Genomic DNA, 18,272 nt, shown 5'->3' on the forward strand with positions numbered 1-18,272 from the left:
ATGGAACCATCCGGATAAACGTGCCTCAAAACCAGTCACGGGCACAACCGGTTAAGGTAGCGGGATCACCGCGCAAAGTCATGTCCGGAAAGTGTTACAAACCGTGTTATGACAACTAACGTGCTAAAATTGCACTGCTTTTCGACATTATCAACTATTGCATGAGAATGTTGCTTAGCTTCATTATGCACAAAACCATTCCAATAACGCGACAACCTGGATGACCACATTGCGCGCAGCCATCAATACGATACTCAGAAAAACACCGCTGCCCCTGTTGATTGCAGCCTTCACCCTACTGATCATCCTTGCCCTGTTCATGCTGCAACCGGAGCCGGAGAAAAAACCCGTGGCCGACATCCTGCCACTGGTGAAAACCCTGCCCGCCAAGCCGCAAAGCCACCGCCCCATGGTGACCCTCTATGGCCGTCTGGAATCTCCGCGGGAATCCAACCTGTCCAGCACCATTAATGCCTATGTGGCAAAAGTGCTGATACAGGAGGGCCACTGGGTTCGCACCGGCGACATAATCGTGGAGCTGGAAGACAGCGATGTGCGCCTGATTTACGAACAAAGACAGGCGGAGCTGGAAGACCTGGAAGCCCAGCTGGCATCTGAACAGGCACGCTACGAGACCGACGTCAAAGCCCTGCAGGTGGAACGGCAGCTGGTGGCCCTGACACAGAAGTCGGCCCAGCGCTACGAAAAACTGGTGGAGCGCAATGTGGGCTCTGACCTGAGCCGGGATGAGGCCCTGCAGCAGGCCCGCGCCCAGGCCCTGAGCCTGTACAGCCGCGAATACGCCGTCAACGACCATCCCAATCGGGTGAAACGCCTGCAGGCGCAGCTGAAGCGAGCGCGGGCAGTGCGGGATCAGGCTGCCCTGGACCTGGCCCGGACCCGCATCACCGCGCCCTTTGACGGCCGCGTCACCGCCATCAACGCCTCACCCGGCAACCGGGTGCGCCCCGGCGACGTAGTGGCGACCCTGTTCGATTCAGAACACGTGGAAGTCCGCGCCCAGATTCCCTCGCGCTACCTGAACCAGGTGGAACCCGCACTGGCAAACGGCATTGAGCTGGACGCCACCTTCGCCCTGAATGAGAAACGCATCGGTCTGGTTCTGGAACGGTTGGCCGGGGCCATCGCAAGTGGGCAGGGCGGCGTGGACGCCTTGTTTGCCCTGGATGAAAGCCAACGCAATCTCACCCTCGGCCGCGCCGGCGAGGTGTACCTGCATATGCCCCCGGTGGACAACAGCATCGCCCTGCCCCCCACCGCCATCTACGGCCAGCAGCGCATTTATACGGTGGAGGATGGCGTTCTCAATACGGTTATGATTCAGCGCCTGGGAGAGGTGCTGACCGAAGACGGTGACCGCTGGCAACTGATTCAGGCCGACGTGGAGCCCGGCCAACCCATCCTGATCACGCAACTCTCCAACGCCCTGGGCGGCCTGCGGGTGAAGCAGCAAGACGATACCGGGCGGGCCGGCGATGAGTGAACCCAAAGGCATCATCGCCACCTTTGCCACGCACCGGGTGGCGTCCAATCTGCTCATGTTTCTGTTTATCCTGGCCGGGTTGTGGGCGTTAAAGAAAATGAACACCCAGTTCTTTCCCAACTTCGAACTGGAATACATCAGCATCGCCGTGCCCTGGAGTGGTGCCAGCGCCGAGGATGTGGAGCGCTCCATCATCATCCCCATGGAGCAGGAACTGAAAACCCTCACCGAAGTAAAAAAGATGACCGCCACTGCGCGGTCCGGCTCCGGCAGCATTGTGCTGGAACTGGAGGAGGGGGTGATCGTAGGTGATGTACTGGATCGGGTGAAACAACGGGTGGAATCCATCCGCAACCTGCCGGACGAAGCCGAGCGGCCGGTGATCCAGCAGATCGAGCGCTTCTCCCCCATCGCCAACATCGTCATCATGGGGTCGGAATCCCTGCCGGAGCTGGCCATGTTGGCGCGCCAGTTCGAGGATGAACTGCTGGGCCGCGGCATCCGTAAGATCAATTTTGTGGGCATGCCGGCAGAAGAAATTGCCATCAAGGTGCCGTCGTCCACCCTCCATGAAACCGGCCTGTCGCTGACCGAAATCGCCAACCGGGTGCGCCAGAACAGCACCGACCTGCCGGCCGGCACCGCCGCCAAGGATGAAGTCTCCAAACAGGTGCGCAGCCTGAGCCAGCAACGCACCGTGCAGGGCTTTGAAGAAATGCCCCTGTTTACCGACAGCAGCGGCCGCCTGCTGCGGGTGGGGGATCTGGCGGAGGTGGAGCGCCGCCCGCAGGAAGACGAGCCTTACATCACCGTCAACGGGCAGCCCGCCATTGAAATGCTGATGATGCGCACCGAATCGGAGGACACCCTGCGTACCGCCCGCATATTCACCCAATGGCTGGAGGATGTGCGGCCGCGTCTGCCGCAAGGGGTGTCCATTAAGGTGTACAACGAGCGCTGGAAGCACCTGCGTGATCGCATCAACCTGCTGCTGGAAAACGGCATCAGCGGACTGATCCTGGTGATCGCCACCCTGTTTCTGTTTCTCAATGTACGGGTGGCGTTCTGGGTTACGGTGGGGATCCCGGTCTCGTTTCTGGCCACCCTGGCGGTGCTCTATCTCACCGGTGGCACCATCAATATGATCAGCCTGTTTGCCCTGATCATGGCCCTGGGTATCATCGTGGATGACGCCATCGTGGTGGGCGAAGACACCCTCACCCACCTGGAGATGGGCGAGTCCGCCGAGCGGGCCTCGGTGGGTGGCGCCCGCCGTATGTTTGCGCCGGTATTGGCCTCCTCCATGACCACCATCGCTGCGTTCCTGCCACTGACCATGCTGCATGGCGTAATGGGGAAAATCGCCTTCGACCTGCCGGTGGTGATCATCTGTGTCATCATCGCCTCCGTGGTGGAATGTTTTCTGATTCTGCCCGGCCACCTCAACCACAGCCTGCGCAAACAGAAAGAAGAAAAAACCACCGGTTTCAAAGCCAACTTTGATCGTAAGTTTGTGGCGTTTCGGGAAAAGCGTCTGCGCACCGCCGTGGACGCCGCCATCAAGAATCGGGGCAGTGTCATCGTCGCCGGCCTCAGCGCCTTCGCCCTGATGTTGAGCCTGGTATTCACCGGTGTCATCAAAACCACGTTCTTCCCGGCCGTGGACGGCAACGAGATTCGCGCCAATGTGGAATTTCACGCCGGCACCTCCAAGAAAACCGTGGATGACTTTCTGGTTCACCTGGAGGACAGCCTGCAGCAAACCCGGCGCCAGATTCAAAACGAGTTTGACCAGGATATTCTGAACGCGGTCATCACCTACCATGGCCGCTCGTTCTTCGATATCACCGGGCGGGAAGTCAATCGCGAATCCGGTGCAGTGATCGTCGACCTGGTGAGCGGACAACGCCCCATGACCAACGCCGAGTTCATCCGCCGCTGGCAGGACAACATTGCCAAACCACCGGGCATCAAGCGCTTTGCCATGACCCAACGGGAAGCCGGACCGGCCGGCAAACCCATCGCCATCCGCCTGATCGGCGATGATATACAGGCCTTGAAAGCCGCCAGCCTGGAATTGCAGGCCGCCCTAGCCCGCTATCGCGGAGTCAGCAATATTGACGATGATCTGCCCTGGGGCAAGGAACAACTGATTTACGAGCTGACCCCAACCGGACGCCAACTGGGCCTGGACACCGCTACCGTCGGCCGCCAGCTGCGGGCCGCTTTTGACGGTAACCTGGCCCAGATCTTCAACCAGGATGACGATGAAATCGAAGTGCGGGTGACCCTGCCGGACAACGAACGCAACAGCACCCAGACACTGGAGTATTTCCCGGTCACCCTGGCCAGTGGCGCCACCGTACCCCTGAGTGAAGTGGTGCGCTTTGAATCCCGCCAGGGTATCGAGAAGCTCAATCACACCGACGGCGCGCTCAATGTCACCGTGTCAGCGGACCTGGACGACAAGATCGCCAATGCCAACGAAATCTTTGCAGACCTCAATGCCGGCCTGCTACCGGATCTGCAGCGCCGCTACAGCGTCAACCTGGGCCTGGAAGGCAAAGCCCAGGATCAACAGGAGACGCTGCAGGAAATGCGCCTGGGCATGATGATTGGCCTGGCGCTGATTTTTATTGTGCTGAGCTGGGTGTTTTCATCCTACATCTGGCCATTGGCGGTGATGGCCGCCATTCCCCTGGGCCTCACCGGTTCGCTGATCGGGCACCTGATTATGAACAAAGACCTGTCCATGTTCTCACTGATGGGGTTATTTGGCCTGTCCGGAATCGTCGTTAACGACTCCATTGTCCTGATCACCTTCTTCAGTCAATTACGGGAGCGGGGCATGGCGGTGCACGAAGCCATCGTGGAGGCCATCTGCGCGCGTTTCCGGGCGGTGGTACTGACCTCCATGACCACCGTCGCCGGTCTGCTGCCCATATTATTCGAAACCTCACTGCAGGCTCAGTTCCTGATTCCCATGGCCATTTCCATCGTTTTCGGCCTGGCCTATGGCACCTTCTTGATCCTGTTCTTTGTTCCTGCGATGATCACCTACCTCGAATCCGGCAAGCTGCGGTTAACGGGTGTCACCGCCAAGCTGCATAATCGTATCCGCCCTGTACCAGGCGGCTAAATTACAGAAAGTCTGTATTTAATCTCCGGTAAGTCGTATATGTTTACCGTTCGAGCCCGACACAACTTTGATCAAAAATACAGCTAAGCGCCTTAGAATCAACACCGTTTCTAAGGCGTTATGGCAAATTGCGATGGAAACCCGGCGTGGATTTTGAAACAATCCTCACTCCATATTTCGCATGGCCAACGTTAGTATCCCGGGTTTGATAAAACCAATTGGGGTTCAGGGAAAAGATGTCTCCATCAGATCAATCATCGTTTACAAAAGGATTCTCTGTGCACAATGCACACAACAGGGATCGTGATGGATCACTCCTGGTCAACATCCAGAGCCGGGTGCTGGCAAGCCTGTCCGACCTGCTCACCGAATTCTTTCACCAAATGGACGATGCCTTTTTTGACCGGGCAGAACAGGCGGCCACCAATAACGAACAAAACATGTATTTTGAAGCCATGCGTGAACTGCGCATGCATGCCCGCGACGTGGACAACGAACTGCGCAAAGAGCTGGCGTTCCAGTTCGATCTGCTGAGCAAAAAACAACGCCAGGAAGACGTCCATCGTGATGACGATTTAAGCCTGGTGGACAAAGACCGGGTAGAGGTGGATGTTGCCCTGTCCAACATCCGCAACAAGATCCGCACCAGCTATCCGGACCTGCAGCTGCAGTTCAGCCGCCTGCTGAATCACTATCTGGGGATTGACTGGCTCAACGAAGACAACCATCCCCTGGGCGCCGACACTCTGGTGACCGCCTTCAGTCACGCCATCGAAAAACTGGATTTACCGCTCAAGGTACGGCTGATGGTGTTGAAGTATTTCGAACGCCAGGTGGTGGAAAATCTGCGTCAGCCACTGTTGGATGCCGCGAAAATTCTGTTGGATGCCGGAGTCAAATCCGAGCCCGCCAACACCAGCACAACCAGCACACCCCCTGCCGGCCCGGAGCAGCAAGCGGCCCCCGGCGCGTCAGCCGCGGAACCACAGCCAGCAGCTTCACAGGGCGGGGACAGCCCCGACCTGCACAGCGCACTGGCCGCCCATTACGAAACCACGGTGCCGTTCGAGCAGGTGCAGGCCTTGATGACCCATTTCTACAAAGGCAGCCTGAACAATCGCCTGTTCGCAGTAAAACAGGGGCAAGCGGCACCGGAGCTGCACCGGGAAGACCTGTTCAGTGTGCTGAGCCGGCTGCAAAGTGCCGAACGGGATTCACTGCAGGATGAAGATCCCGCCAACAGCCATTATGACCACCAGGATGTGCGCTTGCTGCTGGAACACCAGTTGGCCCATACCGTCCGCCAGCGGGGCGCCCGCAAACTGAAGCAGGCCGATGATGATGTCATCAACCTGGTGAGCATGGTATTCGAATTCATACTGGACGATCACAATATCCCACCGGAGGTATCCCTGCTGCTGGGCCGTCTGCAAATTCCGGTGATCAAGATCGCACTGGCCGACAAGCAGTTCTTCAGCGACGCCCATCACCCGGCCCGCCGCCTGCTGAAGTTGTTGTCCCAGGCCGCCATCGGCTGGGAAAAAGAATCGGTTCTGCAGCGTGACCTGTTGATGGAGGAGATCCGCAATGTGGTCACGCGCATTCTCAACGAATTCGAAGTGGACAACCTGTCCCTGTTCGCCGATCTGGAAAAAAGTTTTTCCCGCTTCCTGCAGGAAGAAACCCGGCGCGCCAAAACCGTCGAAAAACGTGTGCTGCAAACCGCCCAGGGGCAGGCCAAAACCGAGCAGGCCCGCAACACCATCAATCAGCTGATCAACGACCGCATGCAAGGCAAAACCCTGCCCTCTGTAGTGATCGACATGATCGACGGACCCTGGCGGGTGTTGATGCTGCAGCGCCTGATGCGCCACGGGCGGGATTCCGATGAATGGAAACACTGCCTGAAAACCGTGGATGACCTGATCTGGAGCATTCAACCGGCCAACGCCGGCAGCGACCGCGAACGCTGGGTGAAGATCATTCCCACCCTGCTGCGGGAAATCTGTGGTGGCCTGGAAAGCATCAAGCATCCCGGGCTGGAAGTGGACAAATTTCTAGCCGCCCTGTGGGAAATCCACGGCCAGATTCTGCAGACACCGCCGGATCAGCAACTGCCCAACAGCCGCACAGTGGATCACACCCTGACTGAACCGGCAGGCAGCCCCGTTGCCGTCCACCACACCCCCGGCAACTCACCGGCCAGCGACCCTGCCAGCGGCGCTGAACTCTCCGCCATCGAGCGCCAGAAAAAGCGGGCGGCGGAACGCAAAGCCCTGCTCGATCCCAAGCAACATGCCCAGTCCGACCTGCGCCGTCAGTTGCTCACCATGAAAGCCGGCCAATGGATTGAAGTCCATACCCTGGAAGGCAAGGTCCGCCGCTGCAAACTGGCCTGGCGCGACACCAACACGGACATCTACATTTTTGTCTCGCGCCGCGGCAACAAGGTGCTGGAAACCAACCTGGACAGCATGATTCGCATGGCCAACGCCGACGAATTGCGCCTGCTGGAAAACGTGTCCATGTGGGATCGTGCCCTCAGCAACGTACTGGGGGGCCTCAAACGCAATGTCTCCCGGGAGGCCGAGACCTCCTCGACGGATTGAGCAAACAGGTCACATAGACAAGCCCCCTTCCTATCGTTTTACCTGTTCATGGGTTTATAATCCCGCCTCCACCTCAGGTAGTAGCCACGAGAAAGATTAGAAAATGATCAATATCGCTGACACCATTGCCAACGAACTTGGCGTCAACTCCATTCAAGTCAACGCCGCCGTCGCCCTGCTGGACGAAGGCGCCACTGTTCCGTTTATTGCCCGTTACCGGAAGGAAGCCACCGGCGGCCTGGACGACACCCAACTGCGTACGCTGGAAGAACGCCTGCGCTATCTGAGAGAACTGGAAGAGCGCCGCGAAGCCATCCTCAAGAGCATTGCCGAGCAGGAAAAACTCACGCCGGAACTGGAATCGGCCATCCAGGCCGCCGACACCAAAACCCGTTTGGAAGACCTGTACCTGCCCTATAAACCCAAGCGCCGCACCAAAGGCCAGATCGCCCGCGAAGCCGGCCTGGACCCGCTGGCCCAGTCCCTGCTGCAGGATCCCCGCCTGGACCCGGAACAGGAAGCGGAAAAGTTCATCAACGCGGAACAGGGGGTGGCCGATGTCAAGGCCGCCCTGGATGGTGCCAAGTACATTTTGATGGAGCAGTTCAGCGAAGACGCCGACCTGCTGGCTCGTCTGCGCGGCTATCTGTTCCAGAACGGCATTCTCACCGCCAAAGTGGTCACCGGCAAAGAAGAGGAAGGTGCCAAGTTCCGCGATTACTTCGAGCATTCCGAGCCTCTGAAAAGCGCGCCATCCCACCGTGCCCTGGCCATCTTCCGCGGCCGCAACGAGGGCATTCTGCAGGCCAGCATCACCCTCGATCAGGATGAAGAGGTCATCACCCATCCCTGCGAGGACATGATCGCCCAGCACTTCGAATTGCGGGATGAAGGCCGGGCTGCTGACAAATGGCTGGCGGAGGTCGTACGCTGGACCTGGCGTATCAAGCTGCTCACTCATCTGGAAACCGAACTGCTGGGCGACCTGCGGGAGAGGGCCGAAGAAGAGGCCATCAAGGTGTTCGCCCACAACCTGAAAGATCTGCTGATGGCCGCTCCGGCAGGCCCCCGCGCCACCATGGGACTGGACCCGGGCCTGCGTACCGGGGTCAAAGTCGCCATCGTCGATGCCACCGGACAACTGGTGGAACACGGCACCATCTTTCCCCATGCGCCGCGCAACCAATGGGATGAATCCATTGCCGTCATCGCGGCGCTGTGTAAAAAATATAACGTGGAGCTGATCAGCATCGGCAACGGCACCGCCTCCCGGGAAACCGACAAGCTGGCCGCTGAAATGCTGAAGAAGCACCCGGATCTGACAGCCCAGAAGATCATGGTAAGCGAAGCCGGGGCGTCGGTGTATTCCGCCTCTGAATTCGCCGCCCGGGAATTCCCCAAACTGGATGTATCCTACCGTGGTGCGGTGTCCATTGCCCGGCGCCTGCAGGATCCCCTGGCGGAGCTGGTAAAAATCGAACCCAAAGCCATTGGTGTGGGCCAGTACCAGCACGATGTCAGCCAGAGCAAAATGGCGCGCAGCCTGGATGCGGTGGTGGAAGACTGTGTGAACGCGGTGGGCGTGGATGTGAATACCGCGTCGGAACCCCTGCTGGCGCGCATCTCCGGTTTGAACAAAACCATTGCCGGCAACATCGTATCGTTCCGCAATCAAAACGGCGCCTTCCATTCCCGTGATGATCTGAAACAGGTCCCACGCCTGGGGGATAAAACCTACGAACAGGCCGCCGGTTTCCTGCGCATCATGAACGGCAGCAATCCCCTGGACCGCTCGGCAGTACACCCGGAGGCGTATCCGGTGGTGGAGAAAATCGCCGCCCGCAACAGCCGCGACATCGGCCAGATCGTCGGTGACACCGGCTTCCTTAAAACCCTGGCCGCCAATGATTATGCGGATGACACCTTCGGTTTACCCACGGTCACCGACATCATCAACGAACTGGAAAAACCCGGCCGCGACCCCCGCCCGGAATTCAAAACCGCTGAATTCAAGGAAGGTGTGGAAACCATGGATGATCTGCAGCCGGGGATGATCCTGGAGGGTGTCGTCACCAACGTCACCAACTTCGGTGCGTTCGTGGATATCGGGGTCCATCAGGATGGGCTGGTGCACATTTCCGTGCTGTCCAACACCTTTGTGTCCGACCCCCGCGAAGTGGTTAAAGCCGGTGATATCGTCAAGGTGAAGGTGGTGGATATCGATTTGCCGCGTAAGCGAATCGGCCTCAGCATGAAATTGGACGAAGCCGCCGGCGAAAAAGTGGATGGCCCACGGGTACCGAAAGGCAAGCACGGGGCCAAAAGCAAAGCCCGCCCCAACAAACCCCAGCGCAGCAGCAAAGGCCCCTCCAATGCACCCGGCAAAACCGGCACCTTTGCCGACCTGTTCGCCAATGCGAAAAAACTGCGCTAAGCAGCCTTTCGCCTGCCCATAACAAGGTCAAAAAAAGCCCCGGCACGGGTTTCCATGCCGGGGCTTTTTAATCCCGCCCGCTTCCCGTTCAGTTCATCTGATCCAGAAAAGTCACGATATCCGTGGCCGCCTGGCGCCACTGGTTTTCCAGCAATACTGCGTGAGCACTGTTGTACACATGCAGGCGCTTGTGAACACTGGACACCTCATCAAAAATTTCCTGGCTTGAGGTTACCGGCACCAACGCGTCACTGTTTCCATGCAACAGCAATATGGGGACAGTAATGTAACGCAGGCGGGGCTCCATGTAATCACCCGCGGCTAATATGGTGCTGACATAGGCACCGGGCAGCCAACCATGGGCAACCAATGGATCATCCAACAGGCGGGACTGCAGTGAATCATTGTCGATGACCAACCGGATCCCGGTATCGGATTCCACTGCCGGGAAGGAGGAAAATCCCGACGTTACCCACTGGGTGGTGGTCAGGGTGATTTCGTTAATAAAATCAGGGGCGCGTATCCCCAGCAATTTCATACTGGGCTTGTAGCCCACAGCACTGGTAATCACGCCATTGAGTAAAAACTCATGTTTGACCGCGGTGTACAGGGCCACCGCACCACCCAGGCTTTCCCCCATGACCACGTTTTTAACACCGGGGTAGCGTTTACGCAGCATCTGCAGCACAAACTTCAGATCATCGGAATATGCATCGAAACTGTCCACATAACCGTGGCCTTTCAATCCCTGAGAGCGCCCCCAGCTTTGCATATCGTAGGCGTAAACGCGGTACCCCTGTTGCGACAGATAGGTGGCGGTATCCACATACAACCCACTGTGCAACGCCGTGCCATGGAGCAGAATCACATTGGCTTTGGCGGCCTGCGCAGGTTCCCAGGTGCGGGCAAACAGATCAAGCCCCCGGGCGTTGGTGAGAATTTCCTCGGCATAGTCTGCCCGCCGTTCAAGTGACCCGCTGAAGGCCGGCGGATGGGAACTGCAGCCGGCAACGGCCAACAGACTCAGCAGTAGAATCAGCAGGGGAAAACGCAACATACACCACCTCATTGACAGGTTTCCGAAACGGAAAAACGGCCTGACTATACGGCCGACCCAGCACTGAGTCAATAAAACCATTATGTATCATCCGGCTTTTGTTGCCGGCAATAATGGCCATTTCATTGATCTGCCATTTCCCGCATAATCACGCAAAACCGTTCGGGAAAACTGCGTGAAAAACAAGTTACTGCACCGCCTTGAAACCATCCGCGAGGTGCAACTGCATCAAAGCCTCACCCACATGAAACGGGGGCTGGAAAAGGAAAGTCTGCGGGTCAATAGCAACGGCGAGCTGGCACAAACCCGGCACCCTGCAGCCTTGGGTTCCGCACTAACCCACCAATGGATCACCACCGACTACTCCGAAGCCCTGCTGGAATTCATCACACCGGTGTTCCAGGACATCAAACGCCCACTGGCATTTCTACATGACCTGCACCGTTTTACTTACCAGAATCTGGATCAGGAACTGTTGTGGGTAAACAGTATGCCGTGCCTGATGGGCGACGAATTGTCCATTCCCATAGCGGATTATGGCAGCTCCAATGTGGGCAAAATGAAGCATTACTATCGTCATGGACTCTGGCACCGCTATGGTCGCTACATGCAAACCATCGCCGGGATTCACTACAACGTTTCCATTCCTGACACGTTCTGGTCCGTCTATCACCAACTGGAAAACAGCGGCGAGGAGTTGCAGGATTTTATCTCCGGGCAGTATTTTGGCCTGATTCGCAATTTCCTGCGTAATGTGGGCCTGGTGGTGTATCTGTACGGCGCCTCGCCGGCGGTGTGTGGCTCCTTTCTCAGGGGCCGTGAGCATCAATTGGAAACCTTCCAGCAACACACCTGTTATATGCCTTACGGCACCTCCCTGCGCATGAGCGATCTGGGCTATCACAACGACGCCCAAGCGGGATTAAAGGTGTCCTACAACTCGCTGGATGAGTACGTGAGTTCGCTGCAGCACGCCATTCGCACCCCCTACCCGCCCTATGAAAAACTGGGTGTAAAAAACCATGGCCAGTACCAGCAACTGAACACCAATATTCTGCAAATCGAAAACGAGTTCTACAGCAGCATTCGCCCCAAACGGGTGACCCAAAGCGGCGAGCGGCCCACCTGCGCTCTGGCCGACCGCGGGGTGGAGTACATCGAACTGCGCTGTGTGGACCTCGATCCTTTCAGTCCGCTGGGTATCACCGATTCCCAGATCCGTTTTCTGGATGTGTTCGCCCTTTATTGCCTGCTCGAGGACAGCCCGGCGCTGACGGAGCAGGAACAGCAATGCAATATCGAGAACTTGCAATCCATCGTCACCCAGGGGCGCGACCCACAGCTGCGCCTGACCTCGAAATGCACCCAGGCCCCGTTCCGGCAATGGGCCCAGGAGCATCTGCAGAAAATGCTGCAGGTGGCCCAATTGTTTGATCAGGCCCATGGCCACAGCGCCCATTCCGGGGTGGTCAAAGCCCAGATGCAAAAATTGGCGCAGCCGGAACTGACCCCATCGGCCCAGGTCATGACCACCCTGTTTGAGCAACAGCAACCCTTCTTCGAGTTTGCCATGAACCGGGCTCAGGACACCGCCAACTATTTTAAAAATCAACCGCTTAGCTCAGCCGAAGCCGCCGCTTTCACCAAAGAGGCGCGCCGTTCCATCGAAGCTCAACGCCGCATTGAAGCAGAAGACGACATCACCTTTGAGCAATATTTAGACAATTTCTTCGCGCAGGACGCCTGCAATTGATCTTGTTTGGAAAATTTTCAAGCACTTAGCGTGACTTCCTAGAATTCACTGCTAGTCTTGATCGTAGATGCAGGAAGTTGGCATCAGAGTATGCAGTAAAACAATAAATGACGACCGTAATATGAAGAGGCTGGGAGCCATGAGCATCAGTGAAATCGATCAACATAACTGGAGCATCGAAACCCTGAATAAGGCCTATCGTCAAGGCTACATGTTTGGCCTGAGTGGTGAACCACAGAAGGCCTGCCCCTATGATTCAGATGTCATTGCCGCGGCCTGGGAAGCGGGTTGGACCGACGGCAGTGCGCAGGCCGATCAGATCGGCTTCCGGGCGCGGGAACAAGCCATCGCCTGACGGGGAACCAAGCCCCGTAATGGGGGGTCGAAGGTCACACAAAGACGCCGCTTGTGTTTATAATCGGTGCGGGATTCTCTCCCCCTGACAATAACACACAAGCAACCGCACTGACTGAAGAGACCACGACCTTGCCTTCCTACCGTATTCTAAACGCACTGGGCGTACTCGGCGCCATCATCTCCATCGCTTTCGCCTACTTTTACCTGCAACGCCATCTGGGACTGGATGCCTGCCCGCTGTGCCTGATCGATCGCGGCATTGTGATCAGTATCGGATTCTTCTTCCTGCTGGCACTGGTGCATAATCCCGCCACACTGGGACAACGCGTCTATGCAGGCTGCGCCCTGCTGTTCAGTGTTTTCGGCATCGCCGTGTGCTGGCGTCACCTTTGGTTACAGAGCCTGCCCAAGGATCAGGTACCGGAATGCAGCCCGGGCCTGGAATATATGCTGGAAACCTTCCCCATCAGCGAAACCATCACCACGATTTTCAACAGCGCCGGCGAGTGTGCCGACATCCAGTGGACTTTTATGGGATTGTCCATTCCGGCCCAAACAATGCTGGTATTCATTGGTTTCGCACTGTTATCACTGGTGCAATTGCTGCGTAAAAACGGGTAAGTGACCGTTTTTACGCCCTTTTGTCCTCATAAAATTTAGAACGTGTTTTCATAAAAATGATCGCCATCATTACCTAAACAACGTTTTCCAATCGTAAATACCCACCAAGCCAATAAATCATTTTTGTCAACGTGATAATGTGGTGTTTGGCGCCACCTAAATGTCTTGCCCGCCCAAATCAATTTGCATATTCTCGATAGTCCACAGTCTGCAAAAACACGTTGACTGTGGATGATTTCCCTGTGGAATCAATGACAATTTGCAGCAGTACCTATCAGGAGCAGGGCCATGTTTGAGCCCTGGAAAAGAAGAAGCGTTATTTAACGTTTCGTTGTGTAAAAGGGTAACAGTGAGCCCCTATCAGCCACGACCCGACAACAACTACCATGCAAATGGGGAGACCAGAACATGCTGACCGAAGCCAAAATCCCGAGTGACCTGCACTGGGTCAATATCGATAAGATGATTAGCCGCTGGCTGAAGGAACGACAGGAATTGATCGTTCTGTATTGCAAAGTGGATGGCCTGAAACAATTTTCACAGCAGGACACACCCATCAGCGTCCGGGTGCAGGCCCTGTGCGACGTACTCATCGACTACGTATCCGCCGGCCACTTCGAAGTTTACCAATTGCTGATGAAAGAAGCCGAACATTTCCAGGATGACTATCAGAAAACCATCGACCGTATCCTGCCTCTGATCCAACACTCCACTGAACTGGCGCTGGACTTCAACGACCAGTACTGCTCTGCCGAATTGTGTGAAAAGAACATGGAAAAACTGGCCCGCGACCTGAACCAGCTGGGTGAAAAAATGGTGGAACGGTTTGATCTGGAGGATCAGCTGATCGACAATCTGCATAACTGCCATCGCGACATGGTTGCCTGAACACTGTTGGCTGCACACTATCGGCCAAACACAGGGCAACCATCACAATACCGATCTACCGCAGATCGATAATAAAAAAGAGAGCGTTACGCTCTCTTTTTTATTATTGGCTACACTGTTTTTATAACTCTTTTTTTTTACAACTCCGTGGTTACCGATAAGCATTGAATCATGCGCACTCTGATCCCGCTCATAATCTGTCTGTTCATCACCGCCTGCGGTGACACCCCCAATCGCCAATGGGAAACCACCGCCAGTGGTGCCTACACCGCCTCCCTCAGTCCGGCCGGTGATTATGCGGTAATCGGCGCGGTGGAACACGGCGGCAGTCTGTGGCGGCTACAGGATGGCGAGCGTCTCTATAACTGGAATCACACAGCAGGCCAATTCTCAAAACTGGTTGCCAGCACGTTCTCCACCGATGGCCGCTACACCCTCACCGCCGAGCGGAAACGTTTTGTTATGTGGGAAGTGGCAAGCGGCCGGGCCGCCGGTTTCTGGCCCGCGGAAGGCGGCGTGCTCTCCCTGGCGCTATCGGATAACGGGCGCTACGCCATTGTCGGGCAGGAAGATTACACCGCGCTCTACATTGACACCGCCACCGGCTCCATTCTCAACACCTTAAGCCACGCCGGTGACATCAATACGGTTGCCATCAGTGCCGATGGTTTGGTGGGTGTTACCGGCTCCGAAGACGGTATCGTCAAGGTTTGGGATCTGCCCGCCGGCAAAGAAACCTTCGCCTACCGGCTGGGGGATGATGTCAGCGCGGTGGCATTGAGCGCCGACGGCAGCCTGGTGTTCGGCAGCCTGTACTACGGCAAAGGTAAAATATGGCAGACTAAAACCGGCCAGGAGGTGGCCAGCATCGGCCACAACCGCACCACCATCACCGTCGCCCGTTTCTCCAAAGACAACAGTAAACTGCTGACCGGATTCACTGCCCGTCGCGTTGTACTGTGGGAGGTGGCAACCGGCAACGACCTGAAAAGCTGGCGTGCCGATGCCCCCCTGTTCTGGCGCCCGTCCGGTTTGGTGGTAAACGACGTGGCCTTCGGTAGCCAGCCCAATCAGATCCTCACTGTTTTTTCCAACGGCCTGATCTATCAGTGGTAACAGGCCATCAATGCTGCCCATCTGGTTTGAATAACCGCGCCACCGCCTGCGGATTGGAGCCGAAAAAAAGATGCAGGTAAGTGGCGGTCAAACTGCCCTGCCGATAAATGGCCTCTCCCGGTGCCGGATGCCGCTGACGCCGACCGTACGCCAACGGTGCTGGAGTATTTTCACTCATGGAACGGTGGTGCGCATGCCCCCGAATTTCCCCTTCCGGTAGCGGCGCGCTCTGCATACCCTGACAGCCGCCGCGATCACGCATGCGCCCTTCCCCCGGCAACACACCCAACATGGGCGTACGTTTTCCCTGCAGATCGGTGAGGCCTTGCAGGCAATAGAGAAAACCACCGCACTCAGCCAATACCGGTTTACCGGAAGCCACAAAATCACGCATGGATTGGGTCATGCTCACGTTAGCGGCCAGGGCCTCGGCGTGCAGCTCCGGATAGCCACCGGGCAACCAGAGGGCATCAGCCTGTGGTACCGCCGTCTCGTTCAACGGTGAAAAGAATAGAACCTCCGCCCCCAACTGCTGCAGGGTCAGTACATTGGCATCGTAAATAAAACTGAACGCCACATCCCGCGCGATGGCAATACGGGTGCCGGCAAGGCCATCAGACGGCACAGGGGGCAGGGCCCCGGTGGCAGCCGGGTAAAACGCCACCGGCGGCAGTTGCGGTAACCCATTGAGGATACCTGATTGCTGCAACCAGTCCGCCGCCGCTTCCAATTGTTGCTCCAGGTCTGCACGTATTTCTTGTGCCTGCACCAATCCCAGATGCCGCTCGGGCAACTGCACCGTCGACTCCCGCGGCAGGGCAGCCAGCAATGGCAACGACGGCGGCAGTGCATCGGCGATCAATTGCCGATGACGCTGTGAACCACACTGGTTGGCTATCAAGCCGGCTACCTGAAGGTCATCACGATACGTGGCCAGCCCCTGTGCCAGCGCTGCTGCCGTCTGCGCCATTCCCGCTACATCCATAACAATAGCCAGAGGCATCTGAAACAAGGCAGCCAGGTCGGCGCTGGAGGGTTCCCCATCGTACATGCCCATGACCCCCTCCACCAAAATCAGGTCAGCCTCGGCGGCGGCGTCATACAGAGCCTGGCGGCAATAGGCCTCCCCTGCCATCCAGAGATCCAGTTGCAACACCGGGGCCGCGGAAGCCTGCTGCAAAATCTGTGGATCCAGATAATCCGGCCCGGCCTTGAAAACCCGCACACGTTTACCCTGGCGTTTCAGCAAACGGGCCAGACCGGCGGTAATGGTGGTTTTGCCCTGGCCGGAGGCCGGTGCCGCCATCAGTAGCGCGACGCAATGGCGGGGCCCTGGCCGGCCCATCAAGGCCCCACCGCCATGACGCTGCCCACCAGAACCACACCGGCAAACCCGACGCTGTACGCCACCAGCAGATACCCGGAAAAACGCAGGTAGGCCCCAAAGGTCAGGGATTCCACCTTACTCATGGCCACCACCCCTGCCGCAGAACCGATTGCCAGCAAAGAGCCTCCCACCCCCACGGCATAGGTCAAGGTTAACCATTCACGCAGGTCCATGCTGATCCCGGATTTGAGCAGAGCGGCAGTCAACGGCACGTTGTCAAACAGTGCCGACAGCAAGCCCACCACAAAATTGGCCGCCATGGCCGGCATGTACTGGTACAGCTCGGGGAAATAAGCCAGCACGCCAAGCTCCTTCAACATGCCCACCAGCAACAGGACGCCTAAGAAGAACAACAATGTATCGAACTCAATCCGCCGCACGTAATCCAGGATGGGTTCATCCCGATTCATAAATTGCACCACCATAAACATCAACGACAGGCCGAACAGAAACGACAGCACCGGGGGGATGCCAAAGGCCACGTTGCCGCCAATGGTACCCAGAATGGTGAGGAAGAACAAAGCGCCAATCAGCAGATCCCCTCCACTGAAGCGGGGCGCCTGCTTGGTGAAGGTAAGTTCACCTTTCAATGGCAAAGACAGCATCCAGGCCAGCACCATGACCGCCACCATGGCTGGCAGAATCAACAACAACAAGGATGGAATGGCCACCTTACCGGCCAGAAATATCATCAGGGTGGTGACATCACCGGTGATCAGGGCGGCCCCACCCGCGTTGGTGGAAAACACCACCAGCACCACATAACGCAGAAGCTTGTCCCGGGGCAGGTTCAGGCTCAACAGCACCGTGACACACACCAGGGTGCAGGTCACGTTATCGGCCATGGAGGAGAACACAAAGGCAAACAGGCCGGTAATCATCATCAGCGACCGTTCACTCATCTTCGCGGGCAACAGCTGATTAACCAGGCCATCGATCAAGCCCTTGCTGGACAGATACGCCACAAAGGTCATGGCGGCCATCAGGAACAACCACAACGTGGCAATATCCAGCAGGTTTTCATTGAGCGCGTGCATCAGCTCAGCGGAATTCAGCTGCCCCGGGGGCGAGATAAAAAACAGCACCCACACCAGGGAACCAAAAAACAAAGTGGTTTTAGCTTTGTCGATATGGACAATATCTTCGATGACGATGGAAAGAAATCCAAGGGCCACCAGGACAAGCAAAATCGCTGACATGGCATATTCCTGATCGGGTGGACAAACGGAAAGTGCGCGAATTCTAGCCCAAGGCTGCAACCGAATCGAGCCCCTGAGTATTGCGTTTTGTGAACACACGCGCCCGTCGTGCCTGCCCGGATTTTCCTGATCGCCGTTTTGCAATGTGCACTATACTCATACATTCAATAGCTTACGCAGTGACCCGGATAGAAGGAATCCTTTTCCA

General features: G+C 57.0%; 11 protein-coding genes and 1 pseudogene. 9 read left to right on the plus strand and 3 right to left on the minus strand.

Features of this window, described 5'->3' with window-relative positions:
* The first annotated feature begins 220 nt into the window (after nt 1-220).
* The 4 genes and pseudogenes from D9N13_RS06355 to D9N13_RS06370 all read left to right on the plus strand — a co-directional run.
* Complete coding sequence (locus D9N13_RS06355; protein ID WP_290587385.1) at nt 221-1,504, plus strand: efflux RND transporter periplasmic adaptor subunit; 1,284 nt, start codon at nt 221-223, stop codon at nt 1,502-1,504.
* Nucleotides 1,497-4,643, plus strand: coding sequence for an efflux RND transporter permease subunit (locus D9N13_RS06360; RefSeq protein ID WP_290587387.1), 3,147 nt, complete (start codon nt 1,497-1,499; stop codon nt 4,641-4,643). The genes D9N13_RS06355 and D9N13_RS06360 overlap by 8 nt, the downstream gene beginning before the upstream one ends.
* 278 nt (nt 4,644-4,921) lie before the next feature.
* A complete protein-coding gene (locus D9N13_RS06365) occupies nt 4,922-7,252 on the plus strand; it encodes a DUF1631 domain-containing protein (protein ID WP_290587389.1) in 2,331 nt (776 codons plus the stop codon).
* Nucleotides 7,253-7,355: 103 nt separating this feature from the next.
* Nucleotides 7,356-9,548 (plus strand): annotated as a pseudogene (locus tag D9N13_RS06370) (Tex family protein); the annotation flags it as partial.
* 226 nt (nt 9,549-9,774) lie between these two features.
* Here the strand turns inward: D9N13_RS06370 and D9N13_RS06375 are convergent.
* Nucleotides 9,775-10,743, minus strand: a complete 969-nt coding sequence (locus D9N13_RS06375) for an alpha/beta fold hydrolase (protein ID WP_290587393.1) — start codon at nt 10,741-10,743, stop codon at nt 9,775-9,777.
* Between the two features lie 175 nt (nt 10,744-10,918).
* On the opposite strand from D9N13_RS06375, the gene gshA reads away from it, so the two are divergent.
* From gshA to D9N13_RS06400, 5 genes are all read left to right on the plus strand, one after another.
* Nucleotides 10,919-12,496 carry a glutamate--cysteine ligase gene (gene gshA / locus D9N13_RS06380; protein WP_290587395.1) on the plus strand — a complete coding sequence of 526 codons (1,578 nt, stop codon included), beginning with the start codon at nt 10,919-10,921 and terminating at the stop codon, nt 12,494-12,496.
* 139 nt (nt 12,497-12,635) lie between these two features.
* Nucleotides 12,636-12,851 carry a ribosome modulation factor gene (rmf, locus tag D9N13_RS06385; RefSeq protein ID WP_290587397.1) on the plus strand — a complete coding sequence of 72 codons (216 nt, stop codon included), beginning with the start codon at nt 12,636-12,638 and terminating at the stop codon, nt 12,849-12,851.
* A 131-nt stretch (nt 12,852-12,982) separates the two neighbouring features.
* Nucleotides 12,983-13,474 carry a disulfide bond formation protein B gene (locus D9N13_RS06390; RefSeq protein ID WP_290587399.1) on the plus strand — a complete coding sequence of 164 codons (492 nt, stop codon included), beginning with the start codon at nt 12,983-12,985 and terminating at the stop codon, nt 13,472-13,474.
* A gap of 408 nt (nt 13,475-13,882) precedes the next feature.
* Nucleotides 13,883-14,362 carry a sigma D regulator gene (rsd, locus tag D9N13_RS06395; RefSeq protein WP_290587401.1) on the plus strand — a complete coding sequence of 160 codons (480 nt, stop codon included), beginning with the start codon at nt 13,883-13,885 and terminating at the stop codon, nt 14,360-14,362.
* Between the two features lie 171 nt (nt 14,363-14,533).
* A complete protein-coding gene (locus D9N13_RS06400) occupies nt 14,534-15,478 on the plus strand; it encodes a WD40 repeat domain-containing protein (protein ID WP_290587404.1) in 945 nt (314 codons plus the stop codon).
* A gap of 7 nt (nt 15,479-15,485) precedes the next feature.
* Here D9N13_RS06400 and D9N13_RS06405 read toward each other — a convergent pair whose 3' ends face one another.
* The gene (locus D9N13_RS06405; RefSeq protein WP_290587406.1) at nt 15,486-16,823 is read right to left on the minus strand and encodes a cobyrinate a,c-diamide synthase; all 1,338 of its coding nucleotides are present in this window, start codon (nt 16,821-16,823) and stop codon (nt 15,486-15,488) included.
* Entirely contained in the window at nt 16,823-18,064 is a 1,242-nt protein-coding gene (gene nhaD, locus D9N13_RS06410; RefSeq protein ID WP_290587408.1) for a sodium:proton antiporter NhaD, read from the minus strand. Before nhaD ends, D9N13_RS06405 begins: the two co-directional genes overlap by 1 nt.
* Between the last annotated feature and the right edge of the window lie 208 nt (nt 18,065-18,272).

Origin of the sequence: Ketobacter sp. GenoA1 (genome assembly GCF_003671475.1) — a bacterium.
GTDB lineage: Bacteria > Pseudomonadota > Gammaproteobacteria > Pseudomonadales > Ketobacteraceae > Ketobacter.